This is a genomic window from Isoptericola sediminis (assembly GCF_013085345.1).
GTDB classification, from domain to species: domain Bacteria; phylum Actinomycetota; class Actinomycetes; order Actinomycetales; family Cellulomonadaceae; genus Isoptericola; species Isoptericola sediminis.
Window position 1 is genome coordinate 156,929 of the sequence record NZ_JABFAJ010000024.1, and the last position, 15,155, is coordinate 172,083.

General features: G+C 75.3%; 12 protein-coding genes. 7 read left to right on the top strand and 5 right to left on the bottom strand.

Translation table 11 applies throughout. The features are described 5' to 3' along the window. Nucleotides 1-50: 50 nt before the first annotated feature. Nucleotides 51-1,082 (top strand): sodium:calcium antiporter, encoded by a 1,032-nt coding sequence (locus HLI28_RS13145; protein WP_216077732.1) that lies wholly within the window; start codon nt 51-53, stop codon nt 1,080-1,082. On the opposite strand, the gene HLI28_RS13150 is transcribed toward HLI28_RS13145, so the two are convergent. Beyond that, on the bottom strand, nt 1,083-1,913 hold the full coding sequence (locus HLI28_RS13150; protein ID WP_171248016.1) for a CPBP family intramembrane glutamic endopeptidase: 831 nt from the start codon (nt 1,911-1,913) through the stop codon (nt 1,083-1,085). Nucleotides 1,914-2,083: 170 nt separating this feature from the next. On the opposite strand from HLI28_RS13150, the gene HLI28_RS13155 reads away from it, so the two are divergent. From HLI28_RS13155 to HLI28_RS13170, 4 genes are all read left to right on the top strand, one after another. Continuing rightward, nucleotides 2,084-3,466 (top strand): MBL fold metallo-hydrolase RNA specificity domain-containing protein, encoded by a 1,383-nt coding sequence (locus HLI28_RS13155; protein WP_171248017.1) that lies wholly within the window; start codon nt 2,084-2,086, stop codon nt 3,464-3,466. 157 nt (nt 3,467-3,623) lie between these two features. Further along, nucleotides 3,624-4,130: a GyrI-like domain-containing protein gene (locus HLI28_RS13160; RefSeq protein ID WP_171248018.1), complete on the top strand. Its 507-nt coding sequence runs from the start codon at nt 3,624-3,626 to the stop codon at nt 4,128-4,130. Nucleotides 4,131-4,160: 30 nt separating this feature from the next. Next, nucleotides 4,161-4,685, top strand: a complete 525-nt coding sequence (locus HLI28_RS13165) for a flavodoxin family protein (RefSeq protein ID WP_171248019.1) — start codon at nt 4,161-4,163, stop codon at nt 4,683-4,685. 1 nt (nt 4,686) lies between these two features. Continuing rightward, on the top strand, nt 4,687-7,347 hold the full coding sequence (locus HLI28_RS13170) for an HAD-IC family P-type ATPase (RefSeq protein ID WP_171248020.1): 2,661 nt from the start codon (nt 4,687-4,689) through the stop codon (nt 7,345-7,347). Here HLI28_RS13170 and HLI28_RS13175 read toward each other — a convergent pair. Genes HLI28_RS13175 through HLI28_RS13185 form a run of 3 tightly spaced genes read right to left on the bottom strand, consistent with a single transcriptional unit; the run spans nt 7,271 to nt 10,580 of the window. Continuing rightward, a complete protein-coding gene (locus tag HLI28_RS13175) occupies nt 7,271-8,260 on the bottom strand; it encodes a zinc-dependent alcohol dehydrogenase family protein (protein ID WP_171248021.1) in 990 nt (329 codons plus the stop codon). The two genes, HLI28_RS13170 and HLI28_RS13175, sit on opposite strands and share 77 nt — an antisense overlap. Before the next feature lie 8 nt (nt 8,261-8,268). Next, entirely contained in the window at nt 8,269-9,153 is an 885-nt protein-coding gene (locus HLI28_RS13180) for a universal stress protein (protein ID WP_171248022.1), read from the bottom strand. Nucleotides 9,154-9,164: 11 nt separating this feature from the next. Beyond that, nucleotides 9,165-10,580, bottom strand: a complete 1,416-nt coding sequence (locus tag HLI28_RS13185; RefSeq protein ID WP_171248023.1) for an FAD-binding oxidoreductase — start codon at nt 10,578-10,580, stop codon at nt 9,165-9,167. 240 nt (nt 10,581-10,820) lie between these two features. On the opposite strand from HLI28_RS13185, the gene HLI28_RS13190 reads away from it, so the two are divergent. Continuing rightward, the gene (locus tag HLI28_RS13190; RefSeq protein WP_425483394.1) at nt 10,821-11,285 is read left to right on the top strand and encodes a CBS domain-containing protein; all 465 of its coding nucleotides are present in this window, start codon (nt 10,821-10,823) and stop codon (nt 11,283-11,285) included. 56 nt (nt 11,286-11,341) lie between these two features. Here HLI28_RS13190 and HLI28_RS13195 read toward each other — a convergent pair whose 3' ends face one another. Continuing rightward, nucleotides 11,342-13,117: a protein kinase domain-containing protein gene (locus HLI28_RS13195; RefSeq protein ID WP_171248024.1), complete on the bottom strand. Its 1,776-nt coding sequence runs from the start codon at nt 13,115-13,117 to the stop codon at nt 11,342-11,344. Nucleotides 13,118-13,330: 213 nt separating this feature from the next. Here HLI28_RS13195 and HLI28_RS13200 point away from each other — a divergent pair, with 213 nt between their 5' ends. Then, nucleotides 13,331-15,100 carry a bifunctional 3'-5' exonuclease/DNA polymerase gene (locus tag HLI28_RS13200; RefSeq protein ID WP_171248025.1) on the top strand — a complete coding sequence of 590 codons (1,770 nt, stop codon included), beginning with the start codon at nt 13,331-13,333 and terminating at the stop codon, nt 15,098-15,100. Nucleotides 15,101-15,155 lie beyond the last annotated feature (55 nt).

Sequence of the window (15,155 nt, forward strand, 5' to 3'; positions counted from 1 at the left end):
CGGTGCCCCTCGGCGAGAGCGAATCGATCTGCCCGGGTAGCGTCAGGCCGATGTTCAGCATGCCGTGGGACCTGTTGCCCAGCCTCGTGACCCTGGCGGCCATGTCCGGGGTGATCGTGCTGGCGGGTGTGCGGCTGACGCGGGTCGCCGACACGCTGTCCGAGCGGACCGGGCTCGGCGACGCGGTCGGCGGCGCCCTGCTCCTCGGGGCGGTGACCTCGCTGCCGGGCCTGGTCACCGTGCTCACGGGGTCCCTCGGCGGTGACGCCGGGTTCGCGCTCGCCAACCCCGTGGGCGGCGTGGCGGTGCAGACCGTGTGGCTGGCCATCGCCGACCTCGTCTACCGCCGGGTCAACCTCGAGCACGCGGCCGCCTCCCTGCAGAACGTCCTGCAGTCGCTGATCCTCGTCGCCCTGCTGGCGGTGCCCGTGGTCGCCGCCGCCACCCCGGACCTGACGATCGGGTGGGTGCACTGGCTGACGCTGCTCATCCCCGTGCTGTACGGCTACGGGCTGGTGCTGCTGCGCCAGATGCACAAGGCGCCGATGTGGCAGCCCATCCGCACCCCGCAGACGGAGGACGACGACGGGGGCGACGGGGACGACGGCCACGAGGACGGTCGCTCGACCCCGCGGCTGTGGTGGTCGCTGGCCGGGCTCGGCGTCGTCGTCGGCGTCGCGGGCTGGCTCGTCGGCCGGGCGGGTCTGTCCGTGGTCGAGGCGACCGGGCTCGACGGCGGGGTCGTGGGCTTCACGCTGACCACGGGGATCAGCTCCCTGCCCGAGCTCGTGGTGCTGGTGACCGCGGTCCGGATGGGCCAGTTCACCCTCGGTATCGGCAACATCATCGGCGGCAACGTCTACGACATGCTCATGGTGTCCGTGGCGGACGCGGCGTACCTGCCCGGGTCCGTCTACACCGACGCGGGGTCGACCGGCCTGGTGCTGGTCGGCGGGACCCTGCTGATGACCGCCACCCTGGCCGCCGGGCTCGTCGTGCGCGACCGGCGGGGGATCGGCTTCGAGGGTGTCGCGATCCCGGCGATCTACGTCGGCACCGTGGCGCTCGCGGTCTGGGGCTGATCACCGCCGCCGTCGCCGGTCCGCGACGACGACCACCACCGCGGCGACCATGACGACGGTCGAGCTGATCGCGGCGACGGTGCCCGCGGTCCCGGGGGTCCCCGAGGTGAGGTTGAAGGCGACGTGCCAGACCGCGACGAGCAGGATGCTGCCCGCGGAGCCGCGGTAGAGCCACGTGAGCACCACCGATCCCGCGGTCAGGCCGATCACCCAGCCGAGGACCTCGGGGACGGTGAAGCCCGAGAACGAGGCCATCACGACGAACAGCGGTGCATGCCACGGCGCCCAGGCCGCCGCCACCAGCAGGGCCGTGGTGGTCAGGCCGTGCCGACGGAGCAGACGGTCGGCCAGGAACCCGCGCCACCCGGTCTCCTCACCGAGTCCGTTGACCACGAGGGCCAGGACGACGGTCACCACGGGGCCGGCCGCCGCGTCGATCCCGCTGTACCGGGTCAGGTCGCCCGGGTCGTCGACGGCGCCGACGACCGCCAGCCCGACCGCGCCGACCGCCAGGACGGCGACCACGGACAGCCACCACCAGCCCACGCGCCACCGGGTCATGCGGCGGCCCAGGTCCGCCAGGCCGGCCCGGCCGTCGACCAGGGCGGTGACGACCACCGCGGCAACCAGCGGGCCGAGCAGTCCCGGGAGCTGGCTCGGCCGGCCGACGCCGGCCTCGACGGTCTGCCCGCCGAGGGCGAGCGGGACCCAGTACCCCCACGACAGCACGTAGGCGAGGACGACGTAGGCGGCCGGCGGGTGGGCGACGACCCACCGGCCGAGACGGGACCGTCGCCGCACGGCCGGCGGCTCGGTGTCCGCGGTGCCCATGGTGCTCTCCTCGGATCCCTCGTCCTCCCATCGTCCGCCCCGTGGCGGCGACCCGCTGCGGGAGAGCCGACCCCAGGGACCTCCGGCCGACCCGATCGGGACCATCGGCCCTGCTGCCCGGGGCCCGAGGGGTGGACGGTGGAGAGGACGGGACGACCCGAGGAGTGCGCATGAGCGAGGCAGCATCGGTCGCACTGACCTTCCTCGGTGGCGCCGGGACCGTCACGGGGAGCCGGTTCCTGATCGAGTCCGCAGAGCGGCGGCTCCTGGTCGACTGCGGCCTGTACCAGGGGGAGCGGCGGTGGAGGCGGAAGAACTGGGACGCCTTCCCGGTCCCGCCGCGGACCATCGACGACGTCGTGCTGACGCACTGCCACCTGGACCACTGCGGGTTCCTCCCGGTCCTCGTGCGTGACGGCTACGAGGGGTCGATCCGGATGACCGAGGGGACGGCCGCGCTGACGGCGATCGTCCTGCGGGACAGCGCGAACCTGCAGGAGCGGGACGCGGACCTGGCCCGTGCCGGAGGGTGGTCCCGTCACGACCCGCCCCTGCCCCTCTACACGGTCGCGGACGCCGAGCGGGCGATCGAGAGGTTCGAGACCGTGCCCTTCGACGTCGACGTCGACCTCGGGAGCGACGCCGACGTCCGGCTGTACCGTGCCGGGCACGTCCTGGGCTCGGCCAGCGTGCTGGCTCGTGCCGGGTCCGCCCGGGTGCTCTTCTCCGGAGACCTCGGTCGTACGGAGCACCCGGTGCTGCGACCGCGCGCGGACCCGCCGTCGGCACGCACGGTGGTGATCGAGTCCACCTACGGCGACCGGGAGCACCTCGAGCCGTCCCGGGCGCACGCCGCGTTCGCGGACGCCGTGCGGCGCACGATCCGTCGAGGCGGCGTGGTGCTCGTACCGGCCTTCGCGGTCGACCGCACGGAGCTGGTCCTGCACGCCCTGTCCGCGATGGTCCGCGAGGGGCAGATCCCTCCGGTCCCGGTCTTCGTCGACAGCCCGATGGCGCTGGCCGCCCTCGACGTCTACGGGCGCGCCGAGGTGGCCGGAGAGCTGCGCGAGGGCATGTCGAGCTTCGTCGACCTCCCGTCGCTGCACGCGGCGCGGACCCCGGAGGAGTCGATGCGGCTCAACTCGCCGCGGCAGCCCTGCATCATCGTGTCCGCCTCGGGGATGGCGTCCGGCGGCCGGGTCGTCCACCACCTGCGCCACCTGCTCCCGGACCGACGGAACTGCGTGGTCCTGACCGGCTACCAGGCGGTCGGCACGCGCGGCAGCATGCTGCGCGACGGTGCCCGCGAGGTGAAGATGATGGGCCGGTACGTGCCGGTCAAGGCCGAGATCGTCGAGGACCAGGAGTTCTCCGTCCACGCCGACGCGAGCGAGCTGGTCGACTGGCTCCGGCAGATGCCGGAGCCGCCCGAGGTCGTCTACGTCGTCCACGGCGAGGAGCAGGCGTCGGCCGCCCTGGCCGGACGCATCCGTGACGAGGTCGGCTGCGTCGCCGTCGTCCCGCGGTCCGGCGAGAAGGTCCTGGTGGACTGACAGCCCGGGTCGGTCCCGGCCCCGGAGTCCGAGGCGGCCGGGACCTCCGGCCGACCTCTCCGGGACCATCGGCCCTATCCGGGCGGACTACCCCGGCCGATCGTGGGAAGCAGCGGGCGACGGCGCACCGCGCGGACCGCCGGGAGGTCGAGGAGCCATGGCCGAGACGCGAGAGATCCATCTCATCGAGTCGCTGGAGCAGCCCACGTTCGGACTGCGCCAGATGGTGAGCCAGGAGGACATGCCCGCGCTCTTCGCGCGCGTCCTGCCCGTGCTGACCGCGGCGATGGAGCACGGTGGGGTGCAGCCCGCCGGGCCGCCGTACGCCCGGTACCGCGGCCGGATGGCCGGCGGCTTCGACGTCGAGGTCGGCTTCCCCCTCGCCGAGCCGGCGACGCTCACGATCGACGACCCCGGGCCGGGCGAGCCCACCGCCGACGTGCTGCCGGAGGCCCGCGTCGTGGAGACCGTCCACCACGGCGGCTACGACGGGCTGGCCGCGACGTACGCGGACCTGGAGTCGTGGATGGCCGAGCGCCACCTGGAGCCGCTGGACCAGTCCTGGGAGTTCTACGAGGCCGGCCCCGAGTCCGACCCCGACCCGGCCACCTGGCGGACCCGGATCGTCATGCCGGTCCACGGCCCCGAGGTCGAGGCCGGCTGAGAGCGCGCACGCGCCGAGGAGATGAGCACCATGTCCGCACTCGTGGTCTACGAGTCCAGCTTCGGCAACACGGCCCTGGTGGCACGGGCCGTCGGCGACGGGATCGCCGAGCACATGCCCGTCCGCGTCCGGTCCGTGACCAGCCTGGGCGACGACGAGTCCGACGGCGAGGACCTCGTCGTCGTCGGCGGTCCGACCCACGCCTTCGGGATGAGCCGGCCGCAGACCCGGCACGAGGCCCAGGAGCGGATGGGTGACCGCCCGACCGACTACCCGGGGATCCGGGAGTGGATCGACCGCCTCGAACCGGACCGGGAGGGGCGTCTGTACGCCACCTTCGACACCCGCGTGGAGAAGGTGCGCCACCTGCCCGGGTCCGCCGCGCACGCTGCCGCGCGGGCGCTGCGCAACGAGGGGCACCGGGTCGTGGACCGCGGCGCCTCGTTCTACGTCGCCGACGTCGAGGGGCCGCTGCTGCCGCACGAGCGGGACCGCGCCCGGCAGTGGGGCGAGCGCCTGGCCCGTCGTGCCCTGGAGATGCTCCAGCGGGCCTGACGTGCCTTCCCTCGGCGGCACCGGACTGTCGTCAGCGGAGGCCGCGCACCGACTCCTGCTGACGGGCGCCAACGTGGTGCCGAGGCCGCGGCCGATCTCGCCGGTCCGACTGCTCGCCGTCCAGTTCACCCACTTCTTCGCGATGCTCCTCTGGGGCGCCGCGGCCCTGGCCCTCGTCGCCGGGATGCCCGAGCTCGCCGTCGCCGCGGTGGTGGTCGTGGCGATCAACGGCGTCTTCGCCTTCGTCCAGGAGTACCGGGCGGACCGTGCGGGGCACGCCCTGCTCGAGCTCGTCCCGGCCCGGGCGACCGTCGTGCGTGACGGGCGGCGACGGTCCGTCCCGGCGGAGGACGTCGTCGTGGGCGACCTGCTCGTGCTCGAGGCGGGGGACGGGGTGAGCGCCGACGGACGCGTGGTGGTGACGGCCGGTCTCGCGGTCGACGAGTCCCTGCTGACCGGCGAGAGCACGGCCGCGCACCGGGACGTCGGCGACGTCGTGCGCACCGGGACCTTCGTCATGGAGGGTGAGGCGGAGGTCGAGGTGGAGGCGACGGGGCTCGGCACGCAGTTCGCCGACGTCGTGAGGCTGGCGCGGCGAGCCCGACGTCCCCCGAGCCCGCTGGCGGTCCGCCTGCGGCGGGTCGTGCACGTCGTGGCGGGTGTCGCACTCGCGGCCGGGGGCACGTTCTTCGCCGTCTCCTGGGCGCTGGGCATGCCGCTGTCCGACGGGTTCCTCTTCGCCGTCGGTGTCACGGTCGCGCTGGTGCCCGAAGGGCTCCTGCCCACGGTGACGCTCTCCTTGGCTCGTGGTGCCCAGCGCATGGCCCAGCGGGACGCGCTCGTCCGTCACCTCGAGTCGGTCGAGACCATGGGGTCGACGACGGTCGTCTGCACCGACAAGACCGGGACGCTGACGCGCAACGAGATGTCGGTCGTCGAGGTCTGGACCCCGCAGGGTTCGGCGTCGGTCGTCGGTCACGGGTACGCGCCGACCGCTCGGGTCACGGTCAGCGACGACGCCGCGGCGAGCGCCGTGCGGGAGGTGGCGCTCGCGGCCGCGCGGTGCTCGACCGGCCGCGCGGTCCGCAGCGCCGAGCGGTGGACCACGCACGGAGATCCCATGGAGGTGGCCCTGCACGTGCTGTCGCTCCGGACCGGCGTCGCGCTCGAGCGCGAGGAGGTCGACCGCCCGCTGCGTCGTCGGCTGCCCTTCGACGCTCGCCGCCGGCGCATGTCCGTCGTCGCGGGTGATCGCGTCTACGTCAAGGGCGCCACGGACTCGGTCCTGCCCTTGACCGACGACGACGGAGCGGCGGCCGACGCCGTGGCGCGGCTCACCGAGCGTGGCCTGCGTGTCCTCGCCGTGGCGTCCCGAGCGGTCCGGCCCGGGGACGAGGACGGTGCCGTCTCCGCGGTCGAGACGGACCTGCACCTCCTCGGGCTCGTGGGCCTGGACGACCCGGTCCGCGACGACGCCCCCGCCGCGGTGGCGGCCTGTCGGGCGGCGGGGGTCATGCTCGTCATGGTGACGGGGGACCACCGCGGGACTGCGGCGCACGTGGCCCGTGAGGTCGGGCTCTCCCGGGACGGTGCGCCGCTGGTCGAGGGAGCGGACCTGCCCGCCGACGACCGCCGGCTGGCCGAGCTCGTCGACCACGACGGTGCCGTCTTCGCCCGGGTCACCCCCGAGGACAAGGTGCGGATCGCCCGGGCCCTGCGGGCGCGGGGCCACGTCGTGGCGATGACCGGCGACGGGGTGAACGACGGGCCGGCGCTGCGCGAGGCGGACGTCGGTATCGCGATGGGCCGCAGCGGGTCGGACGTGGCGCGCGAGGCGGCCGACCTGATCCTGCTCGACGACAACTTCGCCACGATCGTGGATGCTGTCGAGCTGGGGCGCTCGACGTTCTCGAACATCCGCAAGTTCCTCACGTACCACCTGACCGACAACGTCGCCGAGCTGACGCCGTTCCTCGTGTGGGCCGTCTCGGCAGGTCAGGTCCCCCTCGCGCTGACCGTGCTGCAGGTCCTCGCCCTCGACATCGGCGCCGACCTGCTGCCGGCGCTGGCACTGGGAGCGGAGCCTCCCGACCGCACGGTGATGCGCCGCGGGCCGCTCACCGGCGAGCTCGTGGACCGGCGTCTGCTCGGTCGGGTCTTCGGGGTGCTGGGACCCGCGGAGGCGGTGGTGGAGATGGCGGCGTTCCTGGCCGTCCTCGGTGCGGCCGGCTGGGCTCTCGGCGTCGAGCCGTCCGCGCCGGTGCTGGCGACCGCTTCCGGCGCGGCGTTCACCGCGGTGGTGCTCGGCCAGCTCGCCAACGCGTTCGCCTGCCGGAGCGAGCGCTCCTGGGTCGGCGCGCTCCCGGTCCTGGGGAACCGCCTGCTCCTGGTGGCGGTCGCGGTCGACGTGGTCCTGCTGGGCCTCTTCCTGTCCCCGCTCCTGGCCGGTGTGCTCGGCGGCAGCCCGCCCAGCGAGGTCGGATGGGCGGTGGCCGTTCTCGCACCGGTCGCCGTCCTCGTCGCCGACACCGCGGAGAAGGCCTGGGCGCGCCGCGGCCGTGGCCGGACCGAGGTGCCCGGCGGTCTCAGTCCGGCTCGAGCACCAGCGAGCCCGAGGCGCGTCCGGCACGCAGGTCGTCCAGCGCCGCGTCCGCAGCGGTGAAGGGGTAGCGCGTGACGGTCGGCGTCAGCCGTAGCGTGGTCGCGAGCCGGAGCAGCGCGGCGCCGTCCGCCCGTGTGTTCGCCGTGACGGTGCGCAGGTCGCGTTCGTCGAACAGGTTCTCCTGGTAGCCCATGGCCGGGATGTCGGTCATGTGGATGCCGGCCAGCACCACCGTGCCGCCCCGCTCGGTGGCCTGCAGCGCGCACGGCACCAGCTCGCCGGCGGGGGCGAACACGATCGCGGCGTCGAGCCGCACCGGGGGCACGTCGGTGGCACCGCCGACGAAGGCGGCCCCGGCGTGCCGTGCGAGCTCCCGGTTCTGCTCGCCCCGCGTCATGACGAACAGCTCCGCGCCCCGGGCGGCCGCCACCTGGGCCGTGAGGTGCGCGCTGGATCCGAAGCCGTAGATCCCCAGCCGTCCGCCCGGCGGGAGCGCAGCTCGCGTCAGAGCCCGGTAGCCGATGATCCCCGCGCACAGCAGGGGAGCCGTCGTCACCGGGTCGTGGTCGGACGTCAGCGGGTACGCGAAGGCCTCCGGCACGGTCGTGCACTCCGCGAACCCGCCGTCGGCGTCCCACCCGGTGTATAGCGAGTCGGGGCAGAGGTTCTCGCGCCCCTCCCGGCACCAGCGGCAGGCTCCGCAGGTGCGGCGCAGCCAGGCGACCCCGACACGGTCACCCGGTCGCAGCCGGCGGACGGCCGGTCCCGTGCCCTCGACCGTCCCGACGACCTGGTGCCCGGGCACCACGTGCGGCCGGTGGACCGGGAGCTCCTGGTCCACGACGTGCAGGTCGGTCCGGCACACCCCCGAGGCCTCGACGCGCACGAGCACCTCGTCGGCCCCGGGCTCCGGGACGGCGACGTCGGACATCGTCAGGCGAGCGGGCTCGGTGCCGGTCGTCCAGGCCCGCATCGACGTCGTCAGTCCTCGTCGTGGTGCGGGCGGCCGGTGTGGGCCACGACCACCACGCAGGGCGCGTCGCCGAGCAGGGCGTCCGGCACCGACCCGAGCAGCCGGCCGACGAACCGGGGGTGCCGGTGCCCGCCGACGACCAGCAGGTCCGAGGCCGTCACCCGGGTGAGCAGCGCGTCCGCCGGGTCGCCCTCGGCCACCTCGACCTGGCACTCCACGTCCGGGTGGAGCACGGACCAGCTCTCGGCCAGACCGCGCAGCGCGGCCCGGACGTCCTCGTCCCGGCCCGAGCCGGCCTCCCGGGCGGCACGGGTCGAGGGCTGCACGGCGTGCACGAGCACGACGGGACTGCCGCACCGGTGCGCCTCGGAGAACGCCAGGTCCAGCGCCGCGGAGGGGTCGTCGTCGAACCCGATGCCCACGACCACCCGTTCCGGGGCCGTGCCCTGGGCGGCCGTCGGCACGACCGCGACCGGCCCCCGGGCGTGGGCCGCGGTCGCCGCGGACACCGATCCCAGCGCGTGCCGGGTCTCGCTCCGGCCCCGGCGACCCACCACCACCAGGTCGACGTCGCGGGAGTACCCGGCCAGGACGGCGTCCGCCGCCCCGACGCTCGGTGCGGAGCGCACGGGCGGTGCGCCCTCGCGGCGCGGTCCGACCCGCGAGAGGACCTCGCTGAGGATCCGCTCGCCCTCGTCGCGCAGGAGCTCGGGGTCGTAGGCGGGCACGGGGCTGATCGGTCCCGCGGGCACCGTGCGGGCATGGGTCACCGTCAGCGTGGCGTGGTGACGCTCGGCCGCGGCCAGGGCCCAGTCGAACGCGTGGTAGCTCTCGTGCGACCCGTCGACGCCGACGACGACCCCGCGCGACCAGATCTCGCTCTTCTCGATCATCGTTCCTCTCCTCAGGGCGCGACGTTCTGGTGCAGTCGGAACAGGTTGTCCGGGTCCATGCGCTGCTTGAGGGCGCGCAGCCGGGCGTAGTTCGCCTCGCCGTGGGCCGCCCGCAGCGTCGCCTGGCCGCCCTCCTGGAACCCGGGAAAGTTGAGGTACTCGCGTCCCGTCGACAGGTCGTCGAGGTCGGCCGCGCACGCCCGGGCCCACCGCACGTTGGCCTCGTCGTCACCGGGGTCCGTCCAGTTCGCCTCGATCCCCACCAGGTAGGGCGCGCTGCGGTCACCGAACGCCGTGTCCTCCGGCGCGACCCGGGACATCGCGCCGCCCATGTGCCACAGATCGATGGTGGACAGCGCCGAGGGACGGCGGTACGTCTGGTCGACGGCGCGCCGCAGCGCCTCCTCCGAGAGCTCGGGCAGGTGCACCGAGCGCCAGTAGTAGCGCATCCCGTTCGGGTAGTCGGCGTCGAAGATCTGCTGCAGCTCGACGTAGGGCATCGGGCCGCTGAGGTCGGCCGCCGGGTCGGGCAGGTCGCGGATCGGAGCCAGCAGCTCGGGACCGCGCGCGGGGTCGGTGACGCAGGCCAGCACGATGACGCACGGCTGCCCGGTGAGCTCGGCGGGGATCGCGTCGTCCTCGGGAGCGGCCCCCAGCACGGCCATCGAGGAGACCTCGTCGGGCAGGTCGGCGGACCAGTCGCGGTAGGCGTGCAGCACCTCCATGGCGCGTTCGGCCCGGTGGACGACGAACCCTGCGTAGACCTCGGGCCCGACGGGGTGCAGCCGCACCACGAACTCGGTGACCACGCCGAGGTTCCCGCCCCCGCCGCGCAGCCCCCACAACAGCTCGGGGTCGGACTCCTCGTCGACGTGGTGCACCGACCCGTCGGCGGCGACGATCGTGGCACCGACGATGTTGTCGCAGGTCAGGCCGAACCGGCGGCGCAACCAGCCGATCCCTCCGGTCAGACCGAGCCCGCCGAGACCGGTGTCGGAGAACACCCCGGCCGGCGTCGCCAGGCCGTGCTCCTGGGAGGCGGCGTCCAGGTCGCCGAGGCGGGCGCCGCCGGCCACCCGTGCCAGCCGGGCCCCGGGGTCCACCGAGACGTCCCGCATCTCGCCGAGGTCGATGACGAGCCCGCCGTCGACGCCGGCGGTCCCGGCCACGTTGTGCCCGCCCCCGCGGACGGCGACCAGCAGGTGGTGCTCGGCGGCCAGCAGGACGGTGCGACGGACGTCCTCGGTGGTGGCGCAGCGCACGATCGCGGCGGGACGCCGCTCCGTGACGCCGTTCCACAGGGCCCGGGCCGCGTCGTAGTCGTCGTCCTCGGCGCGGACCAGGCGGCCGGTCAGGGCGGCGGCGAGCGCGTCCAGCTCGGCGTCGAGCCGTGCGGTGCCGCCCTCGAGCGTGGTGAGCTCGGTCATCACCGCTCCTTCGTGGTGTGGTGCCGGCGACCTCGCCGCGCCCGCAAGGTCCTGGCCGCCGCGGGACGCCCTCCTGGTGTCGAGCGTAGCCACGGTTCACCCGCTCGCCGGGTGGGCGCCGCCACCCCGTCGGGTGAATCCCTGCCGGGGCGGGACACCCCGACCGGCGCGAGGCCGCAGAGCGAGCGCGGGCCGATGTCGTAGCGTCGTGGCAGGAGGCCGGGACGACGAGGTCCCGGCGTGCACACCACGGAGGTGTCCGGGATGCGGGTGACAGAGACGTTGCGGCACAAGGGCGAGGGCGTGGTCACCATCGCGCCGGGATCGACCGTGCGCGAGATGCTGGCGCTGCTCGCCGAGCACCGGATCGGCGCCGTCGTCGTGTCCGTCGACGGCATGCACGTCGACGGCATCGTCAGCGAGCGCGACGTGGTCCGCCGGCTGCACGCCGACGGTGACGAGGTCCTCGACGGTCCGGTGACGCGCATCATGACCGTCGACGTCCACACCTGCACCCCCGGGACGTCCCTCGACGACCTCATGCTCGTGATGACCGAGCGCCGCATCCGGCACGTCCCCGTCCTGGACGACGGCAGGCTGGTCGGCATCGTCAGCATCGGGGACGTCGTCAAGCGCCGGATGGCCGAGGTCCAGGCCGAGCGGGACCAGCTGACCGACTACATCGCCGGCGGCCCCGGGGTGTGACGCGGCAGGGCCGCGCCCGCGCCGTGGCGCCCGGGAGGTTCCGGTCGCCCCCCCCGTCAGGGGGTGGGCGAGGCGCTGCGGCTCGGTGCGGCGATCGGGTCCGCGTCCTCGCTGGGTGCCGGCGCGGGATCGGGCGTGCTGGTCTGGGTGGCGGTCGGTTCCGGCGCGGGCGTGCTGGTCTGGGTGGCGGTCGGTTCCGGCGCGGGCGTGCTGGTCCGGGTGGCGGTCGGTTCCGGCTCCGGTGCGGTGGTCGTCGGGTCGTCCGTCGGCGAGGGGTCGTCGGTCGGCGAGGGTGAGTCCGTCGGCTCCTGCGTCGGCTCCTCGGTGCGGGTCGGTGCCGACGTGGGCTCCGACGTCGGCGCCTCCGGCTCGGAGGTCGGGCCGCTCGTCGTCGGTGACGGCGACGGTTCCGGCGTGGGCGACGGCGACGGGCTCTGCAGGACCGGCACGACCGGTGCCGCGTCCTCCCCGTCCAGCAGGGGCCAGGTCATCATCGCCCCCACGGCGGCCGCGAGGACGAGGGCTGCCGCCCCGACGAGGACCCACCGCCGACGTCGTCCCGCAGGGGCCGTCCCGGCACCCGTGCCGGGGCCGTCGGCGCCGGTCCCTCCGGCACCCGGGTCCGCCGCGGCAGCATCCGCGCCGAACGCCGAGCCGGCACCGGCGCCTGCGCCGAGGGCCGCGGCGGCAGCCGTCCCGGTCGTGGCGGCCGCGGTGTCGCCGCCGTCCTCGGCCGCCACCACGACGTCGTCCTCGGTCGCGGCGGCGTCTCCGTCCTCGACCGCGGCGATCTGCCGTGTCCGCTGCAGCTCCGCACCCAGGTCGTTCACCGCGGCCGCGGCCGCGGCGGCGCCGACCGCTCCGAGCGCGGCGGTCCGGTGCGGGTCGTTCTCGTCGACGCGGTCCAGGTCCATCGTCTGGTCGGGGGACGACCCGCCCCCGGGCGCCGCGACGGCGGCGGACCCGCCGAGCAGCGACGCCACCGCCGCACGCATGGCGGCGGCCGAGGCGAAACGTCGTGCCGGGTCCTTCGCCATCGCCTGCGCCACGAACCGGTCCACGGCGGCCGGCACGGTCGCTCGTCGGGCCGACGGCGCCGGGACCGGGGCCCCGACGTGGGCGCGCAGCACGTCGTCCGGTGTCGCCCGCTCGTACGGCGGGTGCCCGGTCAGGACGTAGTACGCCAGGGCGCCCACCGCGTACACGTCGCTGCGCTCGTCCAGCGGCCTGCCACGAGCCTGCTCGGGGGACATGCCCAGGGCCGAACCCGTCACGACACCCGCGTCGCCCTCCGCGTCGCCGGGAGTGGCGAGCCCGAGGTCGATCAGCCCCACCGTGGGGACGCTCTCCTCGTGCCGCGAGACGACGACGTTGCGCGGGCTCACGTCCCGGTGCACGAGTCCGGCGGCGTGCACGGCCGCGAGCGCACCGAGCACCCCGTCCACGACGACCAGGGCCTCCCGCCACGGCAGGCCGGTGCCGGCCACCGTCTCGGACAGAGGGGCGCCGGGGAAGCGCCGGGTCAGGACCCACGGCACGGTCGCCCCGGCGACCTCGTCCTCGCCGGAGTCGAGGACCGTCGCCACGTGCGGGTCGTCGATCTGCTGTGACGCGGCGATCTCGCGGTCCATCGCGGCGCGCGCGGCCTCGTCGTCGACGAGGTGCGGGTGCAGGGTCTTGACGAGGAGCGCGGGTTCGGCGTCGTCGGGTCCCGCGTCCACCCGGGTGGCCTCGTAGGCGGTGTAGGTCCCACCCGTGCCGAGGACGTCCCCGAGCACGTACCGGCCGCCGAGGATCACTCCGCCGCCGGAGCGGCCGTCGTCCGGTGCCACCTCACGCACCGCCGTCGGGGCGGGACGCCTGGTCGGGTGCGGCGATCGGCGGCACGGCGTCGACGGGCTCGGTGTTCTGACTCATAAGCCTTCACAGGATACGCGGGGAACGCCGCGCGGTCGCGGCCACACGGGCCGTCCGGCGCGTGACGCGCGTCGCCCCCTGCGGGACCGCGCCCGCGCGGTGTCGGAGGGACGCGCGAGGATGCTCCCGTGCACATCGTCCTGGCCCGGCAGGCCTCCGGGGTCGTCCAGGCCGTCCGACGTCCGGAGGGAGCAGGGAGCGACCCCGACGACGCCTCGCCGTGGCGGCTGGCGCCGGGCGAGCTCTCCGCCGCCGTGCACGCCCGGGAGTCCGTGGAACCGTCGCGCTGGACCTGGGTCGACACCAACCGCTGGTACCCCGCCCTGCTCGCCGACGGGGTCCGGGTCGAGCGGGCCCACGACCTGCGCCTCGCCCACCGGGTGCTGCGCGGCTCGCGGTTCGCGCACGGCTCCGACCTGGCCGGTGCCCCGTCGGGTCCCTGGGACGCCCTGGAACCCACCGTCGCCGGGGGAGCGGTCGACCGGGTCCGCCCGGAGCAGCAGGCCGAGTCGCTGTTCGACCTCGGCGACGTGGGTGGACCGGCGCGCGACGTCGGCCCGGGGCGTGCCGACGCCGACGACCTGGATCCCGTGGCCGAGCTGGCCGCCCAGCAGACCGCGGTCGCCGGTGCGTCGGAGCCCGGCCGGCTGCGGCTGCTGCTGGCCGCGGAGTCCGCCGCGGCGCTCGCGGCCGCCGAGATGCACCACGCGGGCCTGCCGTGGCGCGCGGACGTGCACGACGCGATCCTCACCGAGGCCCTCGGGCCCCGCCCGGCGCCCGGCCTGCGCCCGGACCGGCTGGAGGCGCTCGTCACCGAGATCCGCGCCGCCCTCGACGCCCCCGCGTCCCTGAACCCCGACTCCCACCCGGACCTGCTGCGTGCCATGGAGTACGCCGGCGTGGGGGCGCGCAGCCTGCGCAAGGGGGAGCTCCAGCGCCTCGAGCACCCGGTGATCGCCCCGCTGCTGGAGTACAAGAGCCTCTACCGGCTCTACACCGCGAACGGCTGGCACTGGCTCGACCAGTGGGTCCGCGGCGACCGGTTCCGCACCGACTACGTCGTCGGCGGCGTCGTCACCGGCCGCTGGTCCTCCACCGGCGGGGGAGCCCTGCAGCTGCCGAAAGGTGTGCGCGGCGCGGTGCGGGCCGACCCCGGCTGGGTGCTGGTGGTGGCCGACGCCGCCCAGCTCGAGCCGCGGGTGCTCGCCGGGATGGCGCGGGACGAGGCCATGGCGCGCGCCGGCCGCGACGGCGACCTGTACGCCGGCATCGTGGCCGGCGGTGCCGTCGCCTCGCGCGAGCACGCCAAGGTCGGCATGCTCGGCGCGCTCTACGGCGGGACCACGGGTGTCAGCGGTCAGGTGCTCCCGCGGCTGCGCAGCGCCTTCCCGCGGTCGATGGGACTGGTCGAGGAGGCCGCCGCGACCGGCGAGCGCGGGGGCGTGGTGACCACCTGGCTCGGGCGGTCCTCCCCGCCGCCGGGGCAGGCCTGGGACGACGCGCAGTCCGGTGCGCTCGGGGACGACGCCGCCCCGGACGCCGCGACGCTCGCCCGGTCCTCGGCGCGCGCGTGGGGGCGGTTCACGCGGAACTTCGTCGTGCAGGGCACCGCGGCCGAGTGGGCGGACTGCTGGCTGGCCTCGATCCGCCGCCGGCTCTGGGCGCTCGGCACCGCAGCGACCGACGGTCGCGCGCCGGCGCCGTTCACCGATCGCCCGCACCTGGTGTTCTTCGTCCACGACGAGGTCGTCGTGCACGCGCCGGCCGAGCTCGCCGACGCCGTCGCCCACGAGGTGCGCGAGGCGGCCGCGGAGGCCGGACGGCTGCTCTTCGGCGAGTTCCCCGTCGCGTTCCCCCTGACGGTCGCCGCCGTGCCGGCCTACGACGAGGCGAAGTAGCGCCCCGACTCCGGCAGGCGCCCGACGGCGTGCGGGCCTAACCTGGCCGGGTTCT

Excerpts from the sequence above, each read along its gene's own strand:
- HLI28_RS13165 (WP_171248019.1), top strand. The coding sequence starts at position 4,161 with ATGTCCGCACTCGTGGTCTACGAGTCCAGCTTCGGCAACACGGCCCTG.
- HLI28_RS13160 (WP_171248018.1), top strand. The coding sequence starts at position 3,624 with ATGGCCGAGACGCGAGAGATCCATCTCATCGAGTCGCTGGAGCAGCCC.
- HLI28_RS13150 (WP_171248016.1), bottom strand. The coding sequence starts at position 1,913 with ATGGGCACCGCGGACACCGAGCCGCCGGCCGTGCGGCGACGGTCCCGT.
- HLI28_RS13185 (WP_171248023.1), bottom strand. The coding sequence starts at position 10,580 with ATGACCGAGCTCACCACGCTCGAGGGCGGCACCGCACGGCTCGACGCC.
- HLI28_RS13180 (WP_171248022.1), bottom strand. The coding sequence starts at position 9,153 with ATGATCGAGAAGAGCGAGATCTGGTCGCGCGGGGTCGTCGTCGGCGTC.
- HLI28_RS13145 (WP_216077732.1), top strand. The coding sequence starts at position 51 with ATGTTCAGCATGCCGTGGGACCTGTTGCCCAGCCTCGTGACCCTGGCG.
- HLI28_RS13155 (WP_171248017.1), top strand. The coding sequence starts at position 2,084 with ATGAGCGAGGCAGCATCGGTCGCACTGACCTTCCTCGGTGGCGCCGGG.
- HLI28_RS13175 (WP_171248021.1), bottom strand. The coding sequence starts at position 8,260 with ATGCGGGCCTGGACGACCGGCACCGAGCCCGCTCGCCTGACGATGTCC.